Annotated in this window: 25 protein-coding genes; 13 read left to right on the top strand and 12 right to left on the bottom strand. The window is 60.4% G+C overall.

Going from position 1 to position 25527, the window contains the following annotated elements; translation table 11 throughout:
• Positions 1-38: 38 nt before the first annotated feature.
• Genes CGLUCO_RS12520 through CGLUCO_RS12505 form a run of 4 tightly spaced genes read left to right on the top strand, consistent with a single transcriptional unit; the run spans position 39 to position 4482 of the window.
• Entirely contained in the window at positions 39-1859 is a 1821-nt protein-coding gene (locus CGLUCO_RS12520) for a pyruvate kinase (RefSeq protein ID WP_084036275.1), read from the top strand.
• A 1-nt stretch (position 1860) separates the two neighbouring features.
• Positions 1861-2646, top strand: a complete 786-nt coding sequence (locus CGLUCO_RS12515) for a glycerophosphodiester phosphodiesterase family protein (protein ID WP_084036274.1) — start codon at positions 1861-1863, stop codon at positions 2644-2646.
• Positions 2564-3454, top strand: a complete 891-nt coding sequence (locus CGLUCO_RS12510; RefSeq protein WP_232621937.1) for a DUF5926 family protein — start codon at positions 2564-2566, stop codon at positions 3452-3454. Before CGLUCO_RS12515 ends, CGLUCO_RS12510 begins: the two co-directional genes overlap by 83 nt.
• Positions 3451-4482, top strand: a complete 1032-nt coding sequence (locus tag CGLUCO_RS12505) for an esterase/lipase family protein (RefSeq protein WP_070741446.1) — start codon at positions 3451-3453, stop codon at positions 4480-4482. Before CGLUCO_RS12510 ends, CGLUCO_RS12505 begins: the two co-directional genes overlap by 4 nt.
• Positions 4483-4553: 71 nt before the next feature.
• Here the strand turns inward: CGLUCO_RS12505 and CGLUCO_RS12500 are convergent, their stop codons facing one another.
• From CGLUCO_RS12500 to pheA, 4 genes are all read right to left on the bottom strand, one after another.
• On the bottom strand, positions 4554-5921 hold the full coding sequence (locus CGLUCO_RS12500; protein WP_232621938.1) for an HNH endonuclease signature motif containing protein: 1368 nt from the start codon (positions 5919-5921) through the stop codon (positions 4554-4556).
• Between the two features lie 963 nt (positions 5922-6884).
• Positions 6885-7574, bottom strand: coding sequence for a hypothetical protein (locus tag CGLUCO_RS12495; protein ID WP_232621939.1), 690 nt, complete (start codon positions 7572-7574; stop codon positions 6885-6887).
• 361 nt (positions 7575-7935) lie between these two features.
• Positions 7936-8499 (bottom strand): histidine phosphatase family protein, encoded by a 564-nt coding sequence (locus CGLUCO_RS12490; protein WP_005394561.1) that lies wholly within the window; start codon positions 8497-8499, stop codon positions 7936-7938.
• 7 nt (positions 8500-8506) lie between these two features.
• A complete protein-coding gene (pheA, locus tag CGLUCO_RS12485) occupies positions 8507-9334 on the bottom strand; it encodes a prephenate dehydratase (RefSeq protein ID WP_084036270.1) in 828 nt (275 codons plus the stop codon).
• A gap of 36 nt (positions 9335-9370) precedes the next feature.
• Here pheA and CGLUCO_RS12480 point away from each other — a divergent pair, with 36 nt between their 5' ends.
• Positions 9371-10474, top strand: a complete 1104-nt coding sequence (locus tag CGLUCO_RS12480; RefSeq protein ID WP_232621940.1) for an amidase family protein — start codon at positions 9371-9373, stop codon at positions 10472-10474.
• Entirely contained in the window at positions 10471-11646 is a 1176-nt protein-coding gene (locus CGLUCO_RS12475) for an LCP family protein (RefSeq protein WP_005388122.1), read from the top strand. Before CGLUCO_RS12480 ends, CGLUCO_RS12475 begins: the two co-directional genes overlap by 4 nt.
• Here the strand turns inward: CGLUCO_RS12475 and CGLUCO_RS12470 are convergent.
• Both CGLUCO_RS12470 and CGLUCO_RS12465 read right to left on the bottom strand, forming a co-directional pair.
• Entirely contained in the window at positions 11626-12378 is a 753-nt protein-coding gene (locus CGLUCO_RS12470; protein WP_084036268.1) for a type 1 glutamine amidotransferase domain-containing protein, read from the bottom strand. The two genes, CGLUCO_RS12475 and CGLUCO_RS12470, sit on opposite strands and share 21 nt — an antisense overlap.
• A 383-nt stretch (positions 12379-12761) precedes the next feature.
• Positions 12762-14147, bottom strand: coding sequence for an acyltransferase family protein (locus CGLUCO_RS12465; RefSeq protein ID WP_198481460.1), 1386 nt, complete (start codon positions 14145-14147; stop codon positions 12762-12764).
• 525 nt (positions 14148-14672) lie between these two features.
• Here CGLUCO_RS12465 and CGLUCO_RS12460 point away from each other — a divergent pair.
• A complete protein-coding gene (locus CGLUCO_RS12460; protein WP_268753248.1) occupies positions 14673-14891 on the top strand; it encodes a type II toxin-antitoxin system HicA family toxin in 219 nt (72 codons plus the stop codon).
• A complete protein-coding gene (locus tag CGLUCO_RS12455; RefSeq protein WP_232621941.1) occupies positions 14888-15328 on the top strand; it encodes a hypothetical protein in 441 nt (146 codons plus the stop codon). The genes CGLUCO_RS12460 and CGLUCO_RS12455 overlap by 4 nt, the downstream gene beginning before the upstream one ends.
• Before the next feature lies 1 nt (position 15329).
• Here CGLUCO_RS12455 and CGLUCO_RS12450 read toward each other — a convergent pair whose 3' ends face one another.
• From CGLUCO_RS12450 to CGLUCO_RS12440, 3 genes are read right to left on the bottom strand one after another with little or no spacing between them, the layout of a single operon-like run.
• The gene (locus CGLUCO_RS12450) at positions 15330-15677 is read right to left on the bottom strand and encodes a metallopeptidase family protein (RefSeq protein WP_084036193.1); all 348 of its coding nucleotides are present in this window, start codon (positions 15675-15677) and stop codon (positions 15330-15332) included.
• A complete protein-coding gene (locus CGLUCO_RS12445; protein ID WP_084036192.1) occupies positions 15674-16660 on the bottom strand; it encodes a septum formation family protein in 987 nt (328 codons plus the stop codon). Before CGLUCO_RS12445 ends, CGLUCO_RS12450 begins: the two co-directional genes overlap by 4 nt.
• Positions 16661-16671: 11 nt before the next feature.
• Entirely contained in the window at positions 16672-17406 is a 735-nt protein-coding gene (locus tag CGLUCO_RS12440) for a GntR family transcriptional regulator (RefSeq protein WP_005388134.1), read from the bottom strand.
• A gap of 41 nt (positions 17407-17447) precedes the next feature.
• On the opposite strand from CGLUCO_RS12440, the gene serS reads away from it, so the two are divergent.
• Together serS and CGLUCO_RS12430 are read left to right on the top strand one after the other, a co-directional pair.
• Positions 17448-18704: a serine--tRNA ligase gene (gene serS, locus CGLUCO_RS12435; protein WP_084036191.1), complete on the top strand. Its 1257-nt coding sequence runs from the start codon at positions 17448-17450 to the stop codon at positions 18702-18704.
• Positions 18701-19474, top strand: coding sequence for an HAD family hydrolase (locus tag CGLUCO_RS12430; RefSeq protein ID WP_016458398.1), 774 nt, complete (start codon positions 18701-18703; stop codon positions 19472-19474). The genes serS and CGLUCO_RS12430 overlap by 4 nt, the downstream gene beginning before the upstream one ends.
• A 214-nt stretch (positions 19475-19688) precedes the next feature.
• Here CGLUCO_RS12430 and CGLUCO_RS12425 read toward each other — a convergent pair whose 3' ends face one another.
• Positions 19689-20666 (bottom strand): ATP-binding protein, encoded by a 978-nt coding sequence (locus CGLUCO_RS12425; protein WP_301386995.1) that lies wholly within the window; start codon positions 20664-20666, stop codon positions 19689-19691.
• 212 nt (positions 20667-20878) lie between these two features.
• Complete coding sequence (locus CGLUCO_RS12420; RefSeq protein WP_232621943.1) at positions 20879-21163, bottom strand: AlbA family DNA-binding domain-containing protein; 285 nt, start codon at positions 21161-21163, stop codon at positions 20879-20881.
• 199 nt (positions 21164-21362) lie between these two features.
• Between CGLUCO_RS12420 and CGLUCO_RS12415 the strand changes: the two genes are divergently transcribed.
• The gene (locus CGLUCO_RS12415; RefSeq protein WP_084036190.1) at positions 21363-22754 is read left to right on the top strand and encodes a sodium:proton antiporter; all 1392 of its coding nucleotides are present in this window, start codon (positions 21363-21365) and stop codon (positions 22752-22754) included.
• Between the two features lie 20 nt (positions 22755-22774).
• The gene (locus tag CGLUCO_RS13090; protein ID WP_084036189.1) at positions 22775-23620 is read left to right on the top strand and encodes a pentapeptide repeat-containing protein; all 846 of its coding nucleotides are present in this window, start codon (positions 22775-22777) and stop codon (positions 23618-23620) included.
• A gap of 378 nt (positions 23621-23998) precedes the next feature.
• Here the strand turns inward: CGLUCO_RS13090 and CGLUCO_RS12410 are convergent, their stop codons facing one another.
• Complete coding sequence (locus CGLUCO_RS12410; RefSeq protein ID WP_213084998.1) at positions 23999-24214, bottom strand: transposase; 216 nt, start codon at positions 24212-24214, stop codon at positions 23999-24001.
• A gap of 215 nt (positions 24215-24429) precedes the next feature.
• On the opposite strand from CGLUCO_RS12410, the gene CGLUCO_RS12405 reads away from it, so the two are divergent.
• Positions 24430-25473: a pentapeptide repeat-containing protein gene (locus tag CGLUCO_RS12405; RefSeq protein ID WP_084036188.1), complete on the top strand. Its 1044-nt coding sequence runs from the start codon at positions 24430-24432 to the stop codon at positions 25471-25473.
• The last annotated feature ends 54 nt before the right edge of the window (positions 25474-25527 follow it).

Raw genomic sequence — 25527 nt, 5'->3', positions numbered from 1 at the left:
ACCCTGCAAACTTCATTCATCTAGTGGAAAATAAAGGCATGGATGATTTGCTTCAGGATTTGGAAGACCTGCTCGTCGGCATGGAGGCCAACGCCGAGCAGTACAAGGAGAAGATTGACAAGGTGCATCCGCGCCACAAGATCGGCGCGGTAAACCTGCTTGACTACGCCTACCTTCGCGCGCACGACCACTCGAAGCTGCAGGCGGCGCTCTACCGCGTGGGCGCGACCCGCCTATCCACCACCGAGCCGTGCGTGCGGGCGCGGCTCCAGGCGGCCCACAACGTGGTCAGCCGCATCATGCACAAGGACATCAAATACGAGTTTTCCTATCTCTCTGACAAGATGGCCGAGGCCGACGACCTCCTCGAGGAGCACTCTGAGCTGCTGCTTGGCACCTCCCCGAACGATTCCCCGGCCCTCATCATGGTGACCCTGCCCGCCGAGGCCGCTGACGATTACGACATGGTCCTCGATTTCGCCAAGTCTGGCATGGATCTCGCCCGCATCAACTGCGCCCACGATGGCCCCGAGGTGTGGAAGAAGATGATCGCCAACGTGCGCCGCGCCGAGGAGGAAATCGGCCACCGCCTTGAGGTTTCCATGGATCTCGCCGGTCCGAAGATCCGCACCGCTGGCATTGCCGACGGCCCCGCGGTCGGCCGCGCGCGCGTCACCCGCGACGAGGCGGGTGTCGTCCTCACCCGCTCCAAGCTGTGGATCACCCGCAAGCCGTACACCACCGACAACGTCCAGCCCCCGGCCCCCGCCGGCCTCCCCGGTCGCCCCGCCCTCCCCGTGCAGGTCGACGCGGCCTGGTTCGATCGTCTCACCGTCGGCGCCCAGATCATGGTGCATGATACCCGCGGCTCGCGCCGCTATTTCACCGTCACCGACGCCACCCCCGACGGTGTCCTCGCGCAGGGCGAACGCAACGCTTACATCGCCGACGGCACCCTCCTCGAGTGCGATTACGAGCGCACCCGCGTCACCGGCATCCCCACGACCACGCGCAAGCTGCGCCTCGAGGCCGGCGACGAGCTCATCCTCACCACCGACCAGTCCGACGCCGATCTCGAGGCCCCCGGCACTCCGAAAATCGGTTGTACTCTTCCGCTCGCCGTCGAGTCGATCAAGGTCGGCGACGAGGTGCTTTTCGACGATGGGGCCATCGGTGCCCACGCCGTGAGCGTCGACAAGCGTGGTGAGGACACCGAGGTCACCCTCCACATCGACCGGACGAAGGTCGGCGGCGCCAACCTCGCCGCCTACAAGGGCATCAACCTTCCCGATACCGACCTCCCCCTGCCCAGCCTCACCGAGGAGGACGAGGAGAACCTGAAGTTCATCGGCGAGTACGCCGACATCGCCGCCGTGAGCTTCATCCGCACCCCCGAAGACGTCGCCTACGTCCTGGACAAGATGCCCCGCGAGGACCTTGGCCTCCTCCTCAAGATCGAGACGATCCCCGGCTTCGAGAACCTGCCGCTCGTCATCCTCGAGGGCCTGCAGCACGAGCGCTTCGGCGTCATGATCGCCCGCGGCGACCTCGCCGTCGAGCTCGGCTTCGCCCGCATGGCCGAGGTGCCCCAGCAGATCCAGACCGCCGCCGAGGCTGCCCACATCCCCACCGTCATGGCCACCCAGATCCTGGAGAACCTGGCCAAGAACGGCCTGCCCTCCCGCGCCGAGATCACCGATGCCGCCGTTGCCCTGCGCAGCGAGTGCGTGATGTTGAATAAGGGACCGCACATTACCGATGCCATCAAGATCCTCGATAAGATGGCTAAGAAGCTGGGTAAATCCCAGCGTAAGAATCGAATCATGCTCCGGCACATTCATTCCTGGGATCGAGACTGACATGTTGATCATTGCGCACCGCGGCGATAGCGAGCAGTACCCCGAGCAGACGGCGGCCGCCTACGAGTCCGCCTTTTCCGTCGGGGCAGACGGCGTCGAAACCGACGTCCGACTCACGCGCTGCGGTGAGCTGGTCTGCATTCACGACCGTTTCCTCAACCGCGTTTCCGACGGCTCCGGCAAGGTCTCCACCTGCACGATGGATGACCTCTCCCGCCTCAACTTCGGCAGCGAGGACTGCCCCCAGCCCGTCCTCACCTTCCGCGAGTTCCTCGAAATCGGCGAGTCCTACCCCGACCGCCACCTGTTCATCGAGACGAAGCACCCGTCCCGCTACGGTGTCATGCTGGAAGAACAGATCGTGCGGCAACTGCAGTACTTCGGCCTATCCACGTCCGAGCGTGTCCACATCATCTCCTTTAACCCCGTCTCCATCCAGCGCATCCGCCGCATGGCACCGGCGCTCGACCGCATCTGGTTGCGCCAACTGCGCTACATGTGGGCCAACCTGGCGATGGAGAAATTCGGCCACCCCACCGGCATGGGGCTATTCATCCAAGAAGCCAAGATCAACCCCGACCTCATCGGCCGCCACGGGCTGCCCACCTACATGTTCACCGTCAATGACCTGGAGGACGTCGATTGGGCGCGCGAGCGGGGAGTTAAGTATCTTGCCACTGATAACCCAAGTAAGGTAGTGGCCTATGAGCAAGAAAAAGAAGAAGGACCAGGATCTGCCCGAGGGGATGACCCGCAGGCAGGCCAAGATGGCCAAGCGCGCAGCTGAGCGTGCCGCCCTGGAAAAGGACCCCCGTCCCTACGGCGGCCTCGACGCAGAAACCATGCTCGTCGCCCTCCAGGAATTCGTCCCCTCCGCCACCGCGGAGATCACTGTGCAGGACACCCCGGTCACCCTGGCCACGGTGCTCCCTGGTGCCGTCGCCGCCCTCGTGCGCGACACCGGCGAACGCTTCGTAGCCCTCCAGTCCCGGCTGCGCTCCCACAACCCCGGGCGCGATCTCGCGTACTGCCTTAACTGGGTGATCAACGCCAAGCCCGGCGCCGTGCTGAACAACGCCACCAACGACGGCAGCCAGCCCGCCATCGCGGATATCTTCCCCGCCGGCGAGCTCGAGGTGACGGAGCACCAGGACTTCAACTGGTGGCTGCCCGAGGGCGCCGACCTGCAATCCAAGCAGATGATTGAGCAGGCCAACGCCTCCATCATGCCCTCGTACCAGGTCCATGCCGACATCGACGGCACCATTTTCTGGGTCGACGCGGGCGACAAGGCCCACATCCGCTGGGTCCGCTCCGACGACGAGGACACCCTCCTCGCCTCCCTGGCACGCGCCGCCGCAAAGGACGAACTGCACCTCGGTGAAGGCACCAAATTCGCCGGTGTCTTCCGCACCCACGGCATCCTCGTGCCCGTCTTTGACCTCGACCCCACCGTCAGCCATACCGAATACGACGCTGAGCTGAAGCGCCTGAACGAGTTCTTTGCCAAGGACACATCCAACACCGCGCAGCTCACCTCCGAGGAGCGGCGCAAGATGGAAAACATTAAATCGAGGCAGGTAACAATCAGATGATGAAGACGATCGGCGCTGTCGCAACGGCGTTCGCCCTCACCCTCGGTGCCACTGCGGGCACCGCCACTGCTGCGGAGCCGACATTCGACAACCTCTCCGCAAACCTTTCCTCCGCGTTCTCCGGTTCCTCCGAGACGCTGCCCCTGGAGCCCAACCTGCCTGTTGTTCCTGGTGGCACTGGTGAGGCGATCGACTACACCCAGCCGCTGCCCGGCAACGCCGCCAAGGATGCCCAATACGGCTTCCCCACCGGTGCCGCGCTCGGGCCGGAGAACGACTTCTACGCCGCGCTCATGAAGACGCTCGTGTACACCGGGCAGTACCCCAAGGGAATGAACGACTTCTCCTGCACCTCGGAGAAGAACCCGGTCATCCTCCTCCCCGGCACCACCACGAACATCTACAACGATTTCTCCAAGATGGCTCCTGCCCTCATGGACGCCGGCTACTGCGTGTACGGGTTTAACCACAACCCCGGAACCATCCCGGCGACCCAGTTCGCGGGCGACATCAAGGACTCCGCCCGTGCCCTCGGCCTCGTCGTCGACCGCGTGCTGAAGGAGACAGGCGCTGAGAAGGTTACCCTCGTCGGCCACTCCCAGGGTGGCGGCATCATGCCGATCTACTACATCAACAACTACGGCGGCGATAAGAAGGTCGATCACCTCATCGGCCTCGCACCCTCCAACAACGGCACGACTGTTGGCGGAATGTTCAAGGCCTCCGAGTTCACCAACGGTGTCGTTGACTTCTTCGCCGGCGTGGCATCGCGCCAGCAGCTCATCGGCTCCGACCTGGTCAATGAGGTGTACCACAACGGGCCGGTGACGCGCCCCGGCGTGAAGTACACGATGATCGCCTCCGCCACCGATCAGACGGTGACCCCGTACACCAACTCGTTTATCGACGAGCCCGGTGTCACCAACATCACCGTCCAGGATCACCACCCTGGATTCGTCTCTGATCACAACAACATGACCTACTACGAGCAGGTCATCGACCTCACCCTCCACGCCCTTAAGGCGTAGACCCGGTCTTTTCCACCGGCGAGACGGTTGTAACCCGTCTCGCCGGTTCTTGTTTTCTTGCCTCAGAAATTTCAGCCTTGAGGCCCTCCTGCTGGTTCTGGTAGATCATCGATCGGAATCGTCTTTCCGTCGACAAAGTATCGCACCTCCTCGTCGAAGGGGTTCAGACCGTACGGCAATATCGCATCCCTCATCGGCGGCTTCCTGCCGATGGAGGTGAAGCAATCGCCATTTCGGAACTGGAACCGAACAAGCTGCGGGTTGCGTGAGTCGATGAAAATGCGGATCAGCCCATCGGTAACCAGCGCATGGCACCCGGAGCACAGCGGGATGAGATTATCCGCGTTCGTCTCACCGCCGTCCTGCCATTCCTTGATGTGGTGGAACTCCAAGAACTGCGTGTGCGTGCAGCCGGGCATCGCGCACCGGTGATTCCAGAGGTCAAGCAGAGCTTTTTCCTGTGCCTTGCTCACCAAACGGCGGCGCCTGCCAAGCGCCATTGGGTTGCCGTTGCGGTCAACCCACAGGAATCGGTACGCTGCATTCCAGATGAACGGAACAATGTCCTTCGCCTCAGCTCCGAACTGCTCAGGGAGGGCGAGGGTGCCATTCTCCCGCAGTATGACGGTGACCTCGGCTCCCGGGGCGCGTACCTGCGAGCGTGGCTGGCTAAGCGTCATTGTGACCATCCCGAAGAACGCCGGCAGAAGTTCCCTCTTCACACACCTGCCAAAGCGTGACACAGCCTGCTTCTTCTCATCATGGGAAACCTCCCCGGATTCCATTGCCTTCTTCCTAATCAATTGGTCCTCCGGCGACTCGAGAATGTCGTCCACAGTGAACGAGGTGTGTTCTTTCTCCTCCGGCTCCGTCGGCTCGTAGTCGTAGGCGTTCGCGTCCTCCTCCGCAGCTTGTTCTTTCATCTCCGCTTCAGTATCCAGCCCATCAGCAATTCGCTGTGCCTCCTCTGCGCTGCAGCTTCGCGTCAAGCTGATAAACGCGACCTTGAGCGCTGCTTCAAACTCAGCGGTATGCATGGGATTGAGGTCGATGACAGTTTTCGACCAGCCAGTTTCTGGGTCCTTGACTATCCTGAACCCCTCCTTCTGTTCGTCGCCGCCGTCGTCCTTCTTTTGTCGCCCACCAAGCGCCTGCTCCAGTCCATCGAACGAGTTGTTGCTTGCTAAGTCGACGAGCTCAAGCTCATTTTCCTTGGTCATATATCTCAGTATCTTCCGCACTTTTGAGTAGGAGAGCTGCGCTGAAGCAAAGGCTTGGGCGAGGAATTCAAACTCCAGAAGCTTCAGCCCGACCTGGCAGTACTCGTACGCGGTTCGCTCCGACAACCCCAACTCACGAACAAGATAGGAGTGAGGCGATGACACACCCACCCATGGAGCGACGTTGAGCGTCATGTAGATGCCAATCGCTAACAACATTCGCGCCTTCTCCATGGTCTCGTTGAGGAAGCGGAGTCGAATACATTCAGTTATTTGCTGCCCATCTGGGAGCTCTCCCTTGTCCCTGAGATTTCTACCTTGAGCTCGTGCCCAGGCTCGTTGAATTTTTTCCTCATTGAATGCCGTCATCTTCCATTCTTTCCCCCTCGCCCCGACATCGAGAGTATGTTCGATATGTGATTGCCAGTATAGGGTGGAAAGGCTGGATTTACGTTAACGTAAGGTGAACATTTTATAACAGTTCGATTTGTTCGAACGTCGCTGTTTTCTTGTGTGGGAGCACCGGCGAGGGCCGTGTCGGAACGTTTGCCCCGTCCTGTGCGCAACGGCGCAATAAGTTCGTTGCTATGTGCGCTGCTACTGGGGTGGGGCGCGGCGAGGGGTCCACAAGCCTGGCTTGTTTTAGCGGCTGCGGTCGGGTTCGGTGCGTGTCGGAACGTTCGCCCCGCCCAGCGCGCAACGGCGCAATAAGTTCGTTGCTATGTGCGCTGATCTTGGGCGTGAGGCGTGGTGAGGGGGTTGGGTGGTTGTTACAAGCCTGGCCTGCTTTAGCGGATGCGGGCGGCGTGGGGGTGGTGTGGCGCACCGTGGTCGGGGTCTGTCTGGTTCGGAACGTTTGCCCCGCCCAGCGCGCAACGTCGCAATAAGTTCGCTGTTATGTGCACTGCTACTGGGGGTGGGGCGTGGTGAGGGGTTCACAGGCCCGGCCTGCTTTGGCGGCTGCGGGCGGGTTCGGTGTGGTTCGGAACGTTTGCCCCGCCCTGTGCGCAACGGCGCAATAAGTTCGTTGCTATGTGCGCTGCTACTGGGGGTGGGGCGTGGTGAGGGGTTCACAGGCCCCGCCTGCTTTGGCGGCTGCGGGCGGGTTCGGTGTGGGTCGGAACGTTCGCCCCGCCCTGCGCGCCACGGCGCAATAAGTGGCCCTGCATAAGTGCAGGTAGATTACTGACTGACCGTGAAGTGGTAGGTCGAGGAGTTGAGTGGCCCCAGGCGCCCGAAGATGCGTTTTGGAGGTGTGTGCAGGACCGGCAAAGCTTTCTCGTTCAAGCGCTTGTCTAGGTTGAACCGGTTCGAAAACCCCGCGGCAAAGTGGTCGCCAGGGGTAAGCGTGACTATGTCCTCCTTGCCCCACTCGATGTGGGTGACCTCGTCATTGATGGCGTAGTAGGGCATCGTGATGAGCTTGTGGTAGATCCACGCGATATGTGAGGGGTTGAGGTTTACAGCAGTCATCCCTGGCGTGGCTGGGGTAGCTGGGGTGGCTGTGGTGTCGGTGTCAATGCTGGGCTGCTCATCCGTGTGTTCATCGGCGTGGGCTGCTGTTGTTTGCACTGAGAGGAAAACGCCGACGAACGTGACGGCTGCGGAGATGAGTGGCCACAGCTGGCTCGTTGCGTCGGCGAAAGCAATGTAGGCAACGATGAGGGCCAGGGTCGCAGCGGAGATCAGTGGGGCTGGAGATGTTCTCCCATGCAGGGCCGACGAAAAGGAGGATGCAAGGGCAAGAGAAACGGTGCAGAAGATCAGCACCAGGGTGAGGAGCAAGCCGTTGTGGCCGTCCTGGACAAGCATGCTCGTCGCAAGGTAGGTGGTGATTGCCACCGACAGGGACATGAGTGTTCGTTGTACCATCTTCGCCTCCAGCTAGGGAATTTTGTCGGGACTGCGACATAGATATAGACATAGATATAGACATAGATATACAGGCCAAAGATACTCCGATAGTCACAATCCGGGAAGATTTTCTGCCCTGCGCGCAACGGCGCAATAAGTGGTGGGCCATACGTAGGAGACGGAGGAGGAGGATGGATCAGCCCTGCGCGCAACGGCGCAATAAGTTTGGCGCTATACAGCGAGCTAACCGGCTTGGGGGTTGCCGTTGGTTTCCACCGTCCACCCACTCGCCCGGCGATAAGCGTCGAGCGATGGGTCGCGCCGTTCGGGCGATACCCGTCCAACCGTGAACAGGACAGGTGCGGGATAGGTGCGAAAGCTACATCCACATATCCCGGTTGATCAGCCGCCACGAGCCGAAGGCGCCGGTGCGCTCAAGGCCGACCCACTCGCAGTTGTTCAAGGGGTTGGCCATCACCTTGTCGGCGTCGAGGCCGCAGGCCAGCGCGCTGAAGATGCGGATGGCGCAGCCGTGGGAGACGATGAGCGTGTTCTCCTCCACGCTCGTGATGGCAGGTAGGTAGCGCCCCAGAAAGCTCTCCTTGGTCTCCCCGCCGGGAATCGGTGTGTCGGTACCGATGAGCCAGTCGTGGACGGCGCGGTGGTAGCGCTCCAGGGCGGGTAGGTCGGCGCGCATCTCCAGGTCGCCGGCGTTGATCTCCTGCACGCCGTCGAGCACCTCATAGGTGCGGCCGGCGTGGTGGGCGGTCTGCTGCGCGCGGCGGGCCGGCGAGGCGAAGGTGGTGGTCATTCCGGTGAGCTCCGGGGCCACGCCCGAAGCCTGCTCGCGCCCGAGGTCGGTCAGATCCGCGCCGGGCAGGGCGGTGTCGAGGGCGTGCGTGAGGTTCGAGGTGGTTTGTCCGTGACGCAGCAAAATGATCATAGTGTGCTCAATTATCCCTCATTTCGTCACCGGCTGCAGGCCACGAGCCGAGGTATTCGAGGTTCTCGGCGTGGGCGCGTACGGCGGCGAGGGCCTCCGCGACGCTGGGGGAGGATGCGTGGCCGATGAGGTCGCAGTAGAACACGTAGGTGCCGAGCGCTTTCTTCGTCGGCCGGGATTCGATACGGGTGAGGTCCACGCCCCGGGTGGCGAATTCGGTGAGCGCGTGGGCGAGTGTGCCCGGCTTGTTGGGCAGGGTGAAGGCGACGGAGGTGCGGTAGGTGATGCCGCGGCGCGGGGGAGCGACGGCGGTTTTTTCCACGCGCAAGAAGCGTGTCCGGGCGCGTTCATGGTCGGCGACGTCGGTTGCCAGGATGGGGAGTCCCCGGCTGACGGCGGCGGGGTGTGGGCAGGCGCAGGCATCGGCCTCACCGGTGGCGACCATGTCGGCGGCGGCCGCATTAGAGGAGGCGGGGACGAATTCCACCCCGGGGCTTGCCGCCTCCACCCAGTTCTTCACCTGCTGGTAGGCGATGGGGTGGGTGGCGAAGCGGCGGGCGGGCAGCGTGCCGGCGATGGTGAAGCTGATGGCCAGGTCCACTTCGGCGGTGATGGTGACGCCGGCACCCACGAGTGCGTCGAAGGTGGCGGTGACGGCGCCGTCGACGGAGTTTTCCACGGCGACGACGGCCGCATCCGCGCAACCGGACGAGACGGCCGCGATGGCGTCGGCGGGGGAGGAGACGAGGTGGGGCTGAAAACCCTCGGGGACGAGGGTGTGGGCGGCCTGCTCAGTAAACGTGCCCTGCGGGCCGAGGTAGGAAACCGTGGTCATGCATGTATCTTAATACGGGTGAGGAATCTGCCGATTGTGAGAGATGGCGTGGACACGCGTGGCCTGGCGCCGGAGGAGCACGGCTTTGTCAATACGGACGTGCTCCTCCCGGAGGTCGAGGGGGATCTCACGGGGTGGACGATTCCCGCCAAGGATCTCACCGCTGTCGAGGGCCTGACCTGCAGGTTAGGGTCCGTCTACCGGGAGCACATCCCGGATACCACCGACCCCGCGATCCGGGCGCTGCGCCGCCGGGGCGCGACGATCTACGGCAAAACGCAGACGAGCGAGCTGGGGCTTTCGGCTTATTGTGAGCCGAACGGGATGCCCGCGCCGGTGAATCCGCGGTTCCCGGGCGCGACCACGGGTGGTTCCTCCGGTGGCGCCGCTGTTGCAGTCGCGCGCGGTCTCGTCCGTGTCGCCCACGGCACCGACGGTGGCGGCTCGATCCGGGTTCCCGCCGCGGCCTGCGGGGTCCTGGGGCTGAAGTTGGCGCACAACAACCAGGGTGCCGTCCCCACGGGTCACGGTTACCTCGCCCGCACGGTCGCCGACCTGGCCACGGTCACCCGGACTGAGCTTCGAAGTCGAAGCGACGAGCCCCGGGTCGGTTACCTCGTTGAGCCCCTCCACGCCGATGTCGACCCGCAGGACGTTGAAAGCACACAAGCCGTCGCCCGCGCGCTTGGTGGTCACGAGGTCCGTCGCCCCTATCCTCGCTCTCACTTTGCTTGCTTTTCGACGCTCTTTTCCTACCGCACTGCGCGCATCTGCGGCCCCCTGCAGCCTCTCGGGGCGTGGCTACGGGACCGCGGCCAGCAGGTCACCTCGGCCGAGTACGTGCAGGCCGCCGAGCAGTTCATGGCCACCGGCGAGATGGTGGAGGCCCTCGGCGTGGACATCCTCGTTATGCCCGTCCTCGCCTACGAACCGCCGCCGATCGGCTTCTTTTCCTCCCTCGACCCGGCGGAGGACTTCGCGGAGCAGACCCGCTGGACGCCGTGGGCGACGCTGGCGAATATGGCGGGTTATCCAGCGTTAACGCTGCCCATCGGCCTGGGTGTGCAGCTTGTTGGTGTGCGGGCATCGCACGAGGAGCTTCTGCGTGTGGCGGCGCGTGTTTACAATGGTGAGTTATGAGTGAATACGCCACGGACCGAAACGGGAACGTGATCCGGGACCGCTACGGCCGTCCCGTGCCCAAGCGCACCCGGACTCCGCTGCAGGAGGCGCGTGGTAACGATAATCACTCCGGGCTCGCCGAGCGCGTCCAGCGCCGCAACAACCCGCCGGTCAACAACCGCGTAGAGCGCGTCCCCAACGCCTCCCGCGAGATCCCCAGCCGCCGCGATTCGCGGATCCCCAACCGGGCCCAGCGGATCGCCCCGCAGGACAACCGCCGCACCCGTCGCACCCGCAGCGGTTGCGCAAAACCCCTGGCCATCTTCCTCATCGTGCTTCTGGTGGCGCTGGTCGGTGGCGGTGTCTGGGCCGACGGTTCGCTCACGCGTATCGACGCCTTCCCGTCCCGCCACATCGCCGACACCGCCGGCACGAACTGGCTGCTCGTCGGCAGCGACTCCCGTGAGGGGCTCACCCAGAAGCAGAAGGATGAGCTCATGACCGGCGACGATGAGGGCGGTTCCCGCACGGACACGATCATGGTGCTGCACCTGCCGATGAGTGGCAAGCCCACGCTGCTATCCATCCCCCGCGACAGCTACGTGCCGATCCCCGGCTACGGCAACAACAAGATCAACGCCGCCTTCGCCATCGGCGGCTCGCAGCTGCTCACCGAGACCGTGGAGCAGAACACGGGCCTGAAAATCGACCACTACGCCGAGGTCGGCTTCGGCGGCCTGGCCAATATCGTCGATGCCGTCGGCGGCGTGGAACTGTGCACCGAGGACCCGATTTACGACGACGTCATCGCCTTCTACCTGGAGCCGGGCTGCCACAAGTTCGACGGCCCGAACGCCCTGAAGTTCACGCGTTCCCGCGCCACCGCCCTCGGCGATATTGACCGCGTCGCCCGCCAGCGCCAGTTCCTCGGTGTCCTCCTCGATACGATGACGAGCCCGAAAACCTTGGCCAACCCCCTGAAGATCGTGCCGCTCGTGACCCACGTGGCGGGCTCCTTCACCGTGGATAATGGCGACCACATCTGGCACCTCGCCCGGGTGGCCTTGGCCATGCGCTCGGGCATCAACGAGCAGACCATCCCCGTCGCCTCGTTTGCGGACACCGAGGTCGGCTCCGTGGTGCTGTGGGATCAGGACGCGGCGACGAAGCTATTTAATTCGCTCAACTAGCTTGTGCGCCGCGGCCCGTGCCGACGCCGGATTCTGCCCCGTCACCAGGCGCCCATCCGTTTCCGTGTGGGAGATAAACGGCACCAGCCCCTTGCTGTACGTGGCGCCCCGCTCCTTGACGGATTGCTCCACGTTGTAGGGGACGATCTCCGCAACACCGGCAAGCACCTCCTCCACCCAGGAAAAACCGGTGAGTTTCTTGCCCGCGATGAGCAGGGAACCGTCGGAAAGTTTCGTCTCCAGCAGCCCACAGTAACCGTGACAGACGGACCCAACCGCGCCGCCGGCCTCGTAAATGTCGTGGATGAGGCGCTGCAGCGCATCGCAGCCGGGGAAGTCGTACATGACGGCATGGCCACCGGTGAGGAAGATGGCATCGAAATCTGCGGCAGACACGTCCTCCAGCGAGGCGACATCGTCCAGCAGCGCCATCTTCTCTTTGTCGTGGTACCACGCGCGTGTCGACGCATCGAAGTTCGGGAAGCGGATGGACTTCGGCTCCAGCGGCACCGCCCCACCGCTGGGGCTGGCGATGACCTGCTCAAACCCGGCATTCATAAACACATCCCAGGAGTGGCTGAGCTCTCCCAGCCACAGTCCGGTGCGATGCCCCGGACGATCAAGGTAGCGGTTAACGCCGGTCACCACCTGCAGGATGCGACGCGGATGCTCGCCCCGCAGCTCGTGTTTGTTCCTCGGCTCAGGTGTCGGCGTATAGCGTATCGACGGCATAATAAGGTGTCCCTTTCAGTTAGTGCACCTCAATTGTGCATGAAATGACCGCGGATCGCAGGGCGTGTAAACACCCCGGCCCGGCTGGGGATCGTTAACTCGCTTATTACCCTGGAATTGGGGCTATTTATGGAGTTAGGGGGTCCGGGCTGCGTTGGGGGGTGCGGTGGCGAGGGTGTGGTCCCGATTTTCGGCATCCAACATCGGGCTGGGGATCGTTAACTCGCTTATTACCCTGGAATTGGGGCTATTTATGGAGTTAGGGGGTCCGGGCTGCGTTGGGGAGTGCGGTGGCGAGGGTGTGGTCCCGATTTTCGGCATCCAACATCGGGCTGGGGATCGTTAACTCGCTTATTACCCTGGAATTGGGGCTATTTATGGAGTTAGGGGGTCCGGGCTGCGTTGGGGAGTGCGGTGGCGAGGGTGTGGTCCCGATTTTCGGCATCCAACATCGGGCTGGGGATCGTTAACTCGCTTATTACCCTGGAATTTGGGCTAATTGTGGAGTTAGGGGGTCCGGGCTGTGTTGGGGGTGCGGTGTTGAAGGCGTGGTCCCGATTTTCGGCATCCAACATCGGGCTGGGGATCGTTAACTCGCTTATTACCCTGGAATTTGGGCTAATTGTGGAGTTAGGGGGTCCGGGCTGTGTTGGGGGTGCGGTGTTGAAGGTGTGGTCCCGATTTTCGGCATGAGCTTCCGTTCCAACAGCAGGCTGAGGCCTCGCCAGGCTCGGCGGCGTCAGCGTCCAGCCCAGCACCGGCACCTTCGACAGCAGGTGGAACAGCCAGCCGGACACGAGCGCGATGAGGATAGCGTAGGCGAGCCAGAAAGTAGTGGACTGCGGGCCCGCATCGTCGAGCGCGTAGCGCACCAGGTGGTAGCCCAGGGTCATGCCGATCGGGTGCCCGATGTACATGGGCAGGGTGTGGCGGCCGACGAACTGCAGGTCGTTGGACAGGTGCGGCAGGTGTGTGATCGCGACCGCGACGACGATCGCCAGTGGCAGCGAGAGGAGCTCCCTGGACAAGCGCACCAGCAAGGCAGCCTCGTAGTGTCCGATGGCATCCATGCCTGGCAGGATCCACGGCAGCGCCACACGGTCCGGGTCCACCTGAGCGAAGAGCTTGACCAGCACCACGCCCAAGAAAAAGCCCATAGCTGCTGGCAGCCAGCGCGTGACGGAGGTCGCTGTCGCTGCAAAGCGGGAGATCGGGCCACGCAGATGCAGGCCGCCGACGAAGAAGGGTAGGTAAAGGATCAGCATGCCGACGATCGGGATCTTGTCGTGCCAGGGCAACAGCAGCAGCGGAGCGAAACTGGCGGCAATTGCGACCGGCGGGGGTAGCTTGCGTAGGGACCAGAGCACGAGGTTGAACAGCACCAGGGCCCAGAGGAACCACGCCAAGTTGGCGCCGATGAGCATACGCCACAGGATCTCGTCGGCACCCACGGAGTCGGCGTCGAAGACCAGCTTGAATTCAATGAACTTTAGCTTGATCTCTACCGGAACCCAGACCGCGTAGGGAACGAGGAAGAACCACAGTCGGCGAACGAAGAGTTCTGTGAGACTGTAGTCCAGGATCTTGGCTGAGAAGAACCCGGAGACGAGAAAGAATAGCGGCATGCGCAGGGGATCCATCACGGAGTTCGCGCGTGCGAGCAGGGTGTCCATCCCACCCGGCACCGCCAAGCACACGTGCAGCACGATGACTCCGAGGATCGACACCCCCTTTGCCACGTCGGGCCACGCCAGGCGCTTCTTCCCCACCTATATCTCCTTTCCCAGTAATAGCGACACAATATCCCCCCCAAGCCGAAAATCTGAAAACGAGCATTCAGAAGGATGGCTCCGTTACCCCTGCTTCCCCGTACCGTCTGCCACACAAAAACTCTGACAGAGAGGGAAAGGAATAAAAAATGGCACGAGTAATCGCTTTTATCACTATCGTGCTCGCTCTTATTTTCAGCCGTTCGCCCAATGGGTCATTAATAAAAGCACACCAGCCCATATGGCACTCGCATTTGCGAGAACGTCAGGTTTGATGGTCCTTGCCGTAGCAGCTATCGGATCCTCACAAATGAGTGCACATGAGAGTGCGACGCACACTGTCGCTAACATCGGAATGCTCGTATTCGCAATCCTGGCAATCCTCACTGCGGCCCTATTGTGCGGCCCTATTGAATATTGCTCCTGACAAGCCCGGGCGACGCTGTCAGGTCCAGTGATACCGGCACATCGCAAGGTAAAGTGCGTCATCGGTGTACTTGTAGTTTAGTCGCTATACAGTAAACTGTGCGCGTAACAGAATTGACCAAGATACTAGCTGCGCGTGGCGCGACAATGATTCGTCAGCGTGGATCGCATCAGAGGTGGAAGGCATCCCGCGATGGGATCACGGCCTACACCACGGTTGCGATGCCCGGGATGCGCAGTGGTGATATTCCGCAAGGGACCCTTCGCCAAATAGAGCAACAAATGGAGCCGGTACTGGGGAAAGGATGGCTGAGATGACAAGCGAAAGCAAAGTTGAGGCGAGGGCTAAGCAGTTGTGTTTCGGTACTGCGCCTAATTACAGCGTGCGCGTCACTCGCGAGGGAACGGATTGGTTGGCCGAGGTAACCAACCTTCAAGGTGTGTCTACCTGGGCCACAACCTTTTCCGGTCTGGACCGGAATGTGCGTGAAGCCATTGCCTTGGCCGAGGATCTGCCTGACGGAGCGGAAGAAAAACTGTGGGTGTCGTGGGATCTCCCCGTGACGAGCCCGGAGCTTTCACATGCGTACAAAGTGGCGGAACAGCGTCGGCTGCTTGTACACGCGCAGGAGGATCTGCTGCCCGAGGTGCGTAAGACAATCGAAGCGCTGACGAATGAGGGGTGGTCGGTCCGTGATCAGGCAGCGCTTTTGGGGATGACAGCAGGGCGCGTATCCCAGTTGGCCACCAGCTAACCTACCCCCACCCCAGCTCATGCAGCCGCTCGTCGTCGATGCCGAAGTGGTGCGCAATTTCATGCACGACGGTGATCGCGACCTCCTCCTCAAGCTGCTCCCGCGTCTCGCACCAGTCCTTGAGCGATTCCCGATAAATCGTGATCGTGTTCGGTTGAAACGCACCGAAATACGTCTGCTCCGTCATCGCTTCGCCCTGGTAAAGCCCCAAAATGGTGGGGTCCTCCTCGTTATAATCGTCGATCAGGATAACGGTGTTCTCGATCCGATTGATGAGGGCTTCGGGGATCAGCTCAAGGGACTTGTCGACGAGCTCCTCAAACTCGTCGTCGGAAATCTCGACGCTCACTGGGGGTTCCTCAGGGGTCGCCGCTCCGGACGCGGGGCCGGCGGGTTACCGTCGATGGTAAACCCGGCGGGCGCACTGCCCTGCAGCGTGGAGAATCCGCCCCCTTCCGCCGGGTGGAATAGTGCGCAGTTGGCGGACTGGCTGCCCGCATTCCAGCTGGCCGTGGGGATCGTCGTCCAGTATACGGCGAGCCAGGAGTTATACAGGTTGTCGTCGCCGCCCATGTAGTCCAGGGCCGCCTTCGTGCACACGTCCTTGAGGTGGGTGTCTTGCTCCTCCGTTGTCGGCGGATGGTCGAACACCTCGGAGAGGTTGACGCGGTCGGTGACCTCGTAGGAGTGCGGCTGGCCGCAGTCCACCTTGTGGCTGCCGTTGGCGGAGTCGATGGCCACGCATTCGCCGCGTTCGGCCACGCGTGACTGGTCCTGGTTCTGCGCCTTGCCTGTCGAGGTCGTGATTTTGCCGGCGTCATCGGTGCGCTGCACGCCGCAGAGCATCGTCCGGTCGCCGGCGGTCCAGGAATCGGCGGGCGGCAGGATGGAGGCGATGGAGTACACGCCGGTCGGGTCGTATTTGCCGCCGAGGTAGGTGATGGTCTGCTGCTTGCACAGCTCCTCGCGCAACTGCGCCTGCCGGGTGATGTCCGGGGCGGCGGCATCGGTGCCGAACTCGCTGGAGGGGTAGGTGGCCAGGTCCTCGCGGGAGGAGATCTCAAAGCGGTGCTCCTCGGCGCAGTCCACGGTGGTGAAGTTGCTGGTGGAGCCGTCCTCGCCGACATCCCACGTGAGGCACTGGCCAGGGCCGGCGGCGGTGAAAGTGTGCGCCTTCGGCTTCGCCGATGTCGTTACCGTGGTCTCCTCCCCGCCTGTGCGCGCGGGCTCGTCTCCGCCGCGCATCGTTGCATATCCGCCCATGAGCGCCCCTCCCGCCAGCGCCGCGATGAGGGCGGTGTGCAGGATGGTGGAGTCGCGCAAGATATTCATTGCTACATACCCTACTCGCTGTCCTTGCGGGTCACGTGCGAGCGCAGGGTGTAGCGGTCGGCGCGGTACAGGGAGCAGCACCACTCGATGGGGCGCGTTCCAGAGCGGGCGCACCGAATCGTCCGCAGCAGCGGGTCGCCGATTTCTACTTCCAGGGGCCTGGCGACCTCCTCACCGGCGCACACCGCGTTGACGGCCTGTTCCGCATCGGTGATCGGGAAGCCACGGGCGTCGAGGACACGGTAGACGGACGCCTCCACATCGTCGGAAAGCAAATTCGGGAGGAACGTGGAGTTATACCAGGCGTCGTCGATGCAGTATGGCCGTCCGTCGCCAAGCCTGAGGCGGGTGAGATGAACGTGCGGGGTATCCGAGGTACCGAAGAACGAGGAGACGACCTCGGGGGCGTCCTCCATCTCCGCATGCAACACCTTCGAGGTAGCCTTGAGCTGCTGGGCGCGCATCTCGGAGGAAAAGCTCGCCAGGTTGAGCCGCGTCGCCAGGGGAGTGGGGGCAACAAAGGTGCCTTTGCCGCGGGCGCGGACGAGGTGTCCGGAGGCGACGAGGTCGCCGATGGCGCGTCGTACGGTGATCCGGCTGACACCGTAGGTCTGCTCCAACTGGCGCTCGCCGGGGAGCATATCGCCAGGTTGGAGCTGTGTAGTGCAGAGTTCTTCGAGTTGTTCGCGGAGTTGTTGATGCTTGGGTTTAGCGGCCATATGGTTCATTATAGGCGCGCTGGTCATAACCTTTATGGTTTAGCGTTCAGGCATGTAGGCTAGTAGCCATGATCGATCTTAAATTTCTCCGCGAAAACCCCGATGTCGTCCGCGAGTCCCAGCGCACCCGCGGCGAGGACCCCTCGCTAGTAGATAAACTCCTCGCCGCAGACGAGACCCGTCGCGACGCCATCCAGAAGGCTGACCAGCTGCGTCAGGAGCAAAACGGGTTCGGAAAGAAGATCGGTCAGGCCTCCCCGGCCGAGCGCCCGGCGCTCATTGAGGAATCCACGGCGCTGAAGGCGCGTCTGAAAGACGCCGAGGCCGCCCAACGCGACGCTGAACAGGCAGTTTTCGATATTCAGATGCAGCTCGGCAACGTTGTCGAGGGCGCGCCCGCCGGCGGCGAGGATGACTTCGTCGTCGTCGAGGAGGTCGGGGAGAAGACGACCTTCGATTTCGAGCCGAAGGATCACCTCGACATCGCCGAAAATTTGGACATCCTCGATATGGAGCGTGGCGCCAAGGTCTCCGGCAGCCGTTTTTACTTCCTCAAGGGCCTCGGCGCGCAGCTGCAGCTGGCGATGATGAACCTCGCCGCGCAGAAGGCCATCGAGCACGGCTTCACCCTGATGATCACGCCGGTCATCGTCCGCCCCGAGACGATGCAGGGCACGGGTTTCTTGGGTCAGCACTCGGACGAGATCTACTACCTGCAGGAGGACAACCAGTACCTGGTCGGCACCTCTGAAGTTGCCCTCGCCGGGTACCACTCCGACGAGATCATCGATCTGTCCAACGGCCCCCTCCACTACGCGGGCTGGAGCTCCTGCTTCCGCCGCGAGGCCGGCTCCTATGGCAAGGACACCCGCGGCATCATCCGCGTCCACCAGTTCGACAAGCTGGAAATGTTCGTCTACTGCAAGCCCGAGGACGCCGAGGCCCAGCACCAGGCGCTGCTCAACATGGAACGCGACATGCTCGCCGCCATCGAGGTCCCCTACCGCATCATCGACATCGCCGGCGGTGACCTCGGCAGTTCCGCCGCTCGCAAGTTCGACACCGAGGCCTGGATCCCCACGCAGAACACGTACCGCGAGCTCACCTCCACCTCGAACTGCACCACCTTCCAGGCCCGCCGCCTGAAGATCCGCTACCGCGACGAGGACGGTCGCACGCAGATCGCCGCCACGCTGAACGGCACGCTCGCCACCACCCGTTGGCTCGTCGCCATCCTCGAAAACCACCAGCAGGCCGACGGTTCGGTCATCATCCCCGCCGCCCTCCGTCCGTTCATGGGAGGTATGGAAAGGATCACCAAGTGATAATCGTCACCGATGTCGACGGCACGCTTCTCGACGACTCCGAGCGCGTCCCCGCCGACACCCTCTCCGCCCTCACGGAGGCTTTAGCCTCCGGTCACCGATTGGTTCTCGCCACCGGTCGTCCCCCTCGTTGGCTTTCCGACGTTTTGGAGCAACTCCCGCTGCGTCCCACCTGTATCTGCGCCAACGGCGCCATCATTTACGACTCCGAGCACGACCGCATGGATGCCGTCCACCCCCTCGACCCGAAGGCGATGCGCTCCATCGTCCGCGCCGCCCGCGAAGCGATCCCCGGCATCACCATCGCCGTGGAGCGCGCCGGCAACAGCGCCTTCAACCCGGAGAGCGAACTCTTCGTCGTCACCCCGGACTACGCCCCCACGTGGGACACGGACGCGCCGGGCATGGAGGACGACGATAAGATCCTCCGCATCCCGGCGACCAAGCTGCTGCTCCGCCACGAGGGCATGAGCTCCGCGCAGATGGCTAAGGTCCTGGCCGACCGCATCCCCTCCGACCTCGGCTACATCACCTACAGCGTCGACGAGGGCCTTCTCGAAGTCTCCCACCCCGGCATCACCAAGGCCACCGGGCTTGTGGACCTCGGCTTCGCCCCCGAGGACGTCGTCGCCTTTGGCGACATGCCCAACGACATCGAGATGCTTCGCTGGGCTGGTACCGGCGTAGCCATGCCTCACGCCCCCGCGGAAGTCCGTGAAGCCGCCGACGAAGTGGGCACCATCGCCGAGGTGCTGGGGAGGCGCTTCTAACAGGCGCGCAGAAGCGCGCCTGCCTCGCGTGCCTGTTATGTGGCGTGTTTCTTGTGCTCCGGCTCGGAGCCGGGGCATGATCCAAAGGAAGCTAATGATAGAAAAATTAGCCTCTACCAGGGCAAGCGTGAGCACTCTACACAACACACCACACAACACTCGCGTGTGGTGTGTTGGTTACTCGGGCGACTTTCTAAGATGCCCGCGAAAAGAGCTAACGTACTAGGCGGTACCGTTGTTTGGGGCTCCTTAGCGGTCGGGTGCGTTCGAGTTCGCCTTCTTCAACGAGGTCTTTAAGGATCCGGCGCGCACCACTGAGCGTGATTCCAGCTGCTGCAGCTAGTTCGCGACTGGAAGAAGTTGCATGCTTACTGGCGTAATCAATGATTCTCTGCCTACTACTCTGCGCATTTGCCGCTTGCTTTTTAGGGGCAGTCGGCTGCCGAATTTTGAAGGTGAGGCGGAAACCGGTGAGTGAATCCTCGGGGATTGGAGGTGGAAGCATCTGTGCTTCCAGTTGGCTGAGTATCTCTTGGTAACCACTACCACGGTTTTCTGCGACAAAACCACCGGCCGGATACTCGCAAACTTCCAGAATCCGGGATAAGTATTGATTCCGGGTGCTCGAGATACCAGCTTGGCCGAGATTATCCTCTGTGACTATGCCGTAAAGTCCTCCGGGATTGAATATCTCCAATCGATCTGGGTACATGTTGATCTGTACTTGTGCACCTCGAGCTTGGGGAGAATAATCCCTGTGCATGAGTGCATTTGTGATTGCTTCGCGTACTGCAATTGGAGGGTAATCAGGAAGATTCTTGCGGTAAACTCTTTCGATCATGCCTCCTACGCGCATATTGCGCTGAACGGCGGTTACCGCGTCGAAAACAAGTGGGGGAATAGGTCCGACGAAGCTCTGGTTGTCTATGAATCGCTGGCCAGTGTCATTTGTCGCCTTTGAATCGCCAACATAGTTGGAAAATGTGACGCTGAGCCGTGGAAAGAACTGTTGTGGGAAAGCGCCTGCGCATAAAAGCCCGACGATTGTAGGGCGTGGTACTCCGCGATCGTCTCGTGCAAGAACGTTGAGGCTCAAGAGGGCATCTTCATCAGATTTATTTTTGAAGATTCGCTCGTGGATCAAACGCTCGCGTTTTAGTATTCCTTGGATAATTTCCGGATCCAGATTCACCAGCCCTGCCCGAGGAACGATTTCACTATCCCACAATGGCTGTGTCCGATTCTCTTCCAACCTGTCTATCTCATACGGCTTCAGGTTCCGCGCTCCATCCTGTGCGCGAATAAAACTTCCGCAGTATTTTCCCTGTGTTGCAACGTAGCATGGTCGAAGTCGTGGGTCGAGAGGTGCGATCGTTCCAACAACTACGGGCGCATCTTCTCACGTCAGGGTATCAATCTGGGTGTGACACTGGGAACTAGTTGCTCCCTGCATACTGTTGCTAGGGCATCTGCAATGCTCCGGGCATCAAAATGTGGCGATGGGGCGAATCCATTCTCCTCATCAAGACCTAGGATCACAGTTCCCCCGTCTGTATTTGCAAAAGAAGAGATGTCGCGGACCAGTTTCTTGGGGAAGCCACCAGCAGCGGCTTTGACCTCCACGCTAGAGGTGTCTGTCCCGATTTGCCGCAGGCTTTTCACTAGTGCATCAAGCTCTCTTTGATCCACTGCAATCCTTTCCCAAATATCAACACTCTACACAACACACCACATGCGAGTGTTGTGTGGTGTGTATGCGTTGTGTTGGTCTGACCTGGGAAAAGGGTGAAAAAGTCACACAATCACTACTATCTGTTGTGTCGCGTCACCCACAACCCGTTTACACTGAAGAGTGTTTTAACTCTGATTCAATGTGAGGATGTGACTTGTGACTATTCCAGCCTGGGGTCTAATCCCCTTCGTACTGATGCTTTTAAGCATCGCCATTTTTCCGCTTGTGCCCGCACTTTCCGGCTTCTGGGATAGACCCCGTAACCAGCTGATTGTCGCACTCATCCTGGGCGTGCCCGTCGCCGCGTGGATGATCCTCGGCGGGGAGCCCGCAGCCGTCCTTGGCGCCGCCATTGAATATTTCAACTTCATCATGCTGTTGCTGTGTCTGTTCACGGTGGCTGGTGGCATCTATTTGCGTGGCGACGTGGAAGCGACACCCCGTAACAACACCATCTTCCTCGCCATCGGTGGCGGTATTGCCTCCTTCATCGGCACCACGGGTGCGGCGATGCTGCTCATCCGGCCGATACTTAAAACCAACGAGGAACGCAAGTACGTCGCCCACACTGTTATCTACACAATCTTCATCGTCGCAAACGCCGGTGGTCTGTTGACCCCGCTGGGTGATCCGCCGCTGTTCCTTGGCATGCTCCGCGGCGTGCCGTTCACGTGGACGTTCAGCCTGTTCAAGGAATGGGCATTCGTGTTCATCCTCCTGCTCGTGAGCTACTACTGCCTCGACCGCAAGATCCACGCGATGGAGTCTAAGGAGGACACCGAGCGCGACCGCACGGAGACCGAGCCGATCCACCTCGACGGCAAGATCAACTTCCTTTTCTTCGCCATCATCATCGTTGCCGTTGCTCTTGCTCCCTCAATGAATGCTGAAGCAATCGAGTCAGGCACCGCAACGCTCACGGATTGGATTCCCACCCGCGAGATCATCATGGGGCTTGCAGCACTGGCCTCACTCAAGTTCGGTTCGGATAAGGTCCGCTACGATCTCAACAAGTTCGTGTGGGCCCCGATTCTCGAGGTCGCCGCCGTGTTCGTCGGCATCTTCCTCACCATGATTCCGGCGCTTCGCTACCTCGCCGAGGTTGCCCCCAAGCTTAACCTCAACGAGGCAAGCTTCTACTTCCTCACCGGCTCCCTGTCGTCCTTCCTGGACAACGCGCCCACGTACGCCACGTTCTTCTCCATCGCGGGAGAGCTTCCAGGCGATCCCCGCGTGGCTGGAGTTCCCGAGCACTACCTTGTAGCCATCAGCCTCGGTGCCGTGTTCTTCGGTGCCATGACCTACATTGGCAACGGCCCAAACTTCATGGTGAAATCCGTCGCCGAATCCGATGGTGTGGATATGCCGTCCTTCGGCGGATACATCGGTAAATCCTGCATCCACCTGCTGCCGGTGCTTGTCGCCGTGTGTGGCTTCTTTGTTGCGCCCGGAGCGATTATGACGCCCATCGCCGTGGTGTGCACGCTCTTTGAGCTGGGCCGTGCCGCGCTTAACTTCCGTGCAGGTAAAAAAGAGCTAGCGAAATAAGCTAGCCCAGCTAGGCGGGGATGCCAGAGGTTCCTAAGAGAACAGGCTGCATCCCCGCTCTGCCTATACTGGCACTCATGAGACAGACAGAGCTGCATGCTCGCTATGAAAGGTATAGCCGAGAAATCGGAAGTACATCCGCCTTAACGCGGCTCTCATCGGCCTATCAGCTGGTATATTTAGGGGATGAACTATCGTTACAGGGGTCCACTTTAGTTAACGATGTTGCTCATTTGCTATTTAATGAAGCCACTCATCCGGATGAAGGAAGCACGTCGGATCCCACGTATTACACGGTTGCTAAATGGGAAATCTTAGGTGCGCTGGCGCGTAGACTCCAACCACTTCAAGAGATTTCCACCTACCTTTGGCGTGCGCCGGACCAGCCGGAACAGTCTAAGGGAATTGTAAAGCTCGGTCTGAATACGCTTTCCCTACATTCGAGTGGCTGCGGTGGAATCAATATTTCCAATAGGAATCTTCGTGAATCGTCAATTAGACAATTTCAACTCGTTAACGGTGAGTTCTGTATGGTTCAGCTGTCTGGGTCTCACTTCGATGGGGTTGTGGTAATCGATTCGCGTTTTACTGACTGTGATTTTTCACATTGCAGCTTCACGTGGGGGAACTGTGAGAGATGCACTTTTGAACGGGTAGATTTTTCGGAAGCCTCCATCGATTCTGTGGAGTTTCATCGGTGTACGTTTGTGGACTGCACTTTCCAAGGTACACTGTTTTCTCGTTACACAAGTTTCAGCGCGGAACAGTTCTCGGACTGTCTCCAATATAGAGGTTGCGAATTTATTCCGCCAAATCTTCCAGGGGCTGTTTACAGCGCAGATCTGATGAGACTCTTCCGGTTTTAGAGTGCGTGGGTTTTGTGGCCGATGCTTCCGGAGTAGATGAGGTAGTGGTTTAGGGTGGAGAAGTGGGGGGGCGATTCCTCTCAAGCGCTCGAGTCTGCCATTGATTGCTTCGACGGTTCCATCCGATAGTCCTTCGTTGAAGTAGGCGAGGATGTCAAAGAGGTTTGTGAAGGCTGTGTCCTAGTTGAGTGAGCTATGGATAGATTTTGGTCATGGCTTTCAGCTGGTAGATAATATCATGCGTACTTGTTTGCGCTGCCTTTTTTATTTGGGTATCACAGACGATGATCTACTTATAGGCGCACCAGACGACCTTTAGCTGCAGATGGCCAGGATCGTCGGGGAATAAGGTTCCAAGCTGGTTTTCGGCCGAGGCGCCTATCGTTTCTTAGAGGTGAGAAGTGCTTTTAGGCACTTGTTTAACGGATCATCTTCTCGCCCCCTACAGTGGTATTTCTCCTGTTGGAAGCGTGGATGAACGGCGGTGAGTCTGCCGGCTGCAAGATGCACCACGTGGAAGGTGGTCATCGCCCGTCGTACTGTAGGTAAGTGCTCTTTGATAGCGGTGGCGTAGCTGGAAAAAATGGATACCACTGTTCACAACTTGCGGGTAGCCTCATAACTGTGATTTATAGAGGAAGAAATGAAAGGACTTTTTTGGGTCGGCCCTCTTCATTGTCTAATGATTCTTTTGACGTGGGTGTAGTCACCGCGTGGTGCGAGCCGTCGGAGTCTGGGAACCATACTCGACCGGTTCGTTCAGTCTGTCCGGACTACGTCAACGATACGAGCAGATTTGGTAGCGTCCGATGACGGCTAACGAGGATTTTGACCTTGCGGTTGAGCTTCTGAAAGCATCGGAATGTAAACTCCGCCGGGAGGGAGTGAACCGTCTACTGGGCTATATTGACTCTCGTGGCGCGGAAGCAAAAAGCGAGGCCGTCAGCCATCGTGTACAGGACGCTTTCAACGTGTTAGCGATGTTTCTGCACACAGATTGTGGTTGCCCGGGCATGGATCGAGGCCTCTCAGAGGAACAACGTAAATTTGCTCTAGGCGGAGCTCCACTGGCTCGCCCCTACCGTGCATTTACGCAGCTCCACCATGAGTGTCAGTGGGATCCAGTGAGCTTCGGTGTGACCGGGATCTGCGAACGTATCGGCGAGCGGTTGTACTTCGGTCAGTCGCCCAATGTTTTGGAGCAGGCCACAATCCTAGGCCGGATTGCCAACGTGAAACTGGTTTCGATTCCCGTGCGGGTGTCTTTTGCTGGACTGAACCTTCCCTATCTCCAGCTTTCGGGTATTTCGCTCGATGACCTATCCTTTCATGAGGCTTTCCTCAACTCAGCTCGTCTGCGGGATGTTTCCGCTCGCCGTACTAACTTCTCTGTCTCACATTGGGATGGGGGTATTGCTGGGGGAAATTTCACTCGTTCGCGGTGGGTAGGTGCATATGTACCGAACTGTACCTTTTCTGGAGTCTTCGCCCATGCGCATTTCGATGGCGCTGAGCTACGAGGTGCGAGCTTTCGTGGAGCGGATTTGCTCTTCGCTCACTTTCACCGAGCAATCATTTCCGGTGCTGATTTTTCTGGCTGTCGGGTTCATACCTCGGTTTTTGATGGTGCATTTGTTGATGAGCAGACCATCTTTCCTGATGGAATGTCGATCGTGAAAGACGGCTTCGAGTTGGTATCTAGTCGTTGGCCGGGAATTCAAAGGGAAGTCGATGCAAATCTTGACATCGATGAGGTGGAAGAAAATGAAAAGACTTTCCGCACTCCTCCTATGGAGCTCAAAGAATACGACGCAATAGGTGCAAGCCCCACTTTCCTCCCCTGGCATTCTTAGGGCGCACTAGCCGCTCATACTCCGAAGTATACGATCCCGCAGTCCGCCGAGCTA

The organism is Corynebacterium glucuronolyticum DSM 44120 (assembly GCF_030440595.1).
Lineage (GTDB): Bacteria > Actinomycetota > Actinomycetes > Mycobacteriales > Mycobacteriaceae > Corynebacterium > Corynebacterium glucuronolyticum.
This window is presented reverse-complemented; position numbering and strand designations above follow the sequence as displayed.

Coding starts and splice junctions, on each gene's coding strand:
- CGLUCO_RS12520 (WP_084036275.1), top strand. CDS start 39: ATGGATGATTTGCTTCAGGATTTGGAAGACCTGCTCGTCGGCATGGAG.
- CGLUCO_RS12515 (WP_084036274.1), top strand. CDS start 1,861: ATGTTGATCATTGCGCACCGCGGCGATAGCGAGCAGTACCCCGAGCAG.
- CGLUCO_RS12510 (WP_232621937.1), top strand. CDS start 2,564: ATGAGCAAGAAAAAGAAGAAGGACCAGGATCTGCCCGAGGGGATGACC.
- CGLUCO_RS12505 (WP_070741446.1), top strand. CDS start 3,451: ATGATGAAGACGATCGGCGCTGTCGCAACGGCGTTCGCCCTCACCCTC.
- CGLUCO_RS12500 (WP_232621938.1), bottom strand. CDS start 5,921: ATGTTGTTAGCGATTGGCATCTACATGACGCTCAACGTCGCTCCATGG.
- CGLUCO_RS12495 (WP_232621939.1), bottom strand. CDS start 7,574: ATGGTACAACGAACACTCATGTCCCTGTCGGTGGCAATCACCACCTAC.
- CGLUCO_RS12490 (WP_005394561.1), bottom strand. CDS start 8,499: ATGATCATTTTGCTGCGTCACGGACAAACCACCTCGAACCTCACGCAC.
- pheA (WP_084036270.1), bottom strand. CDS start 9,334: ATGACCACGGTTTCCTACCTCGGCCCGCAGGGCACGTTTACTGAGCAG.
- CGLUCO_RS12475 (WP_005388122.1), top strand. CDS start 10,471: ATGAGTGAATACGCCACGGACCGAAACGGGAACGTGATCCGGGACCGC.
- CGLUCO_RS12470 (WP_084036268.1), bottom strand. CDS start 12,378: ATGCCGTCGATACGCTATACGCCGACACCTGAGCCGAGGAACAAACAC.
- CGLUCO_RS12455 (WP_232621941.1), top strand. CDS start 14,888: ATGACAAGCGAAAGCAAAGTTGAGGCGAGGGCTAAGCAGTTGTGTTTC.
- CGLUCO_RS12445 (WP_084036192.1), bottom strand. CDS start 16,660: ATGAATATCTTGCGCGACTCCACCATCCTGCACACCGCCCTCATCGCG.
- CGLUCO_RS12440 (WP_005388134.1), bottom strand. CDS start 17,406: ATGACCAGCGCGCCTATAATGAACCATATGGCCGCTAAACCCAAGCAT.
- serS (WP_084036191.1), top strand. CDS start 17,448: ATGATCGATCTTAAATTTCTCCGCGAAAACCCCGATGTCGTCCGCGAG.
- CGLUCO_RS13090 (WP_084036189.1), top strand. CDS start 22,775: ATGCCAGAGGTTCCTAAGAGAACAGGCTGCATCCCCGCTCTGCCTATA.
- CGLUCO_RS12405 (WP_084036188.1), top strand. CDS start 24,430: ATGACGGCTAACGAGGATTTTGACCTTGCGGTTGAGCTTCTGAAAGCA.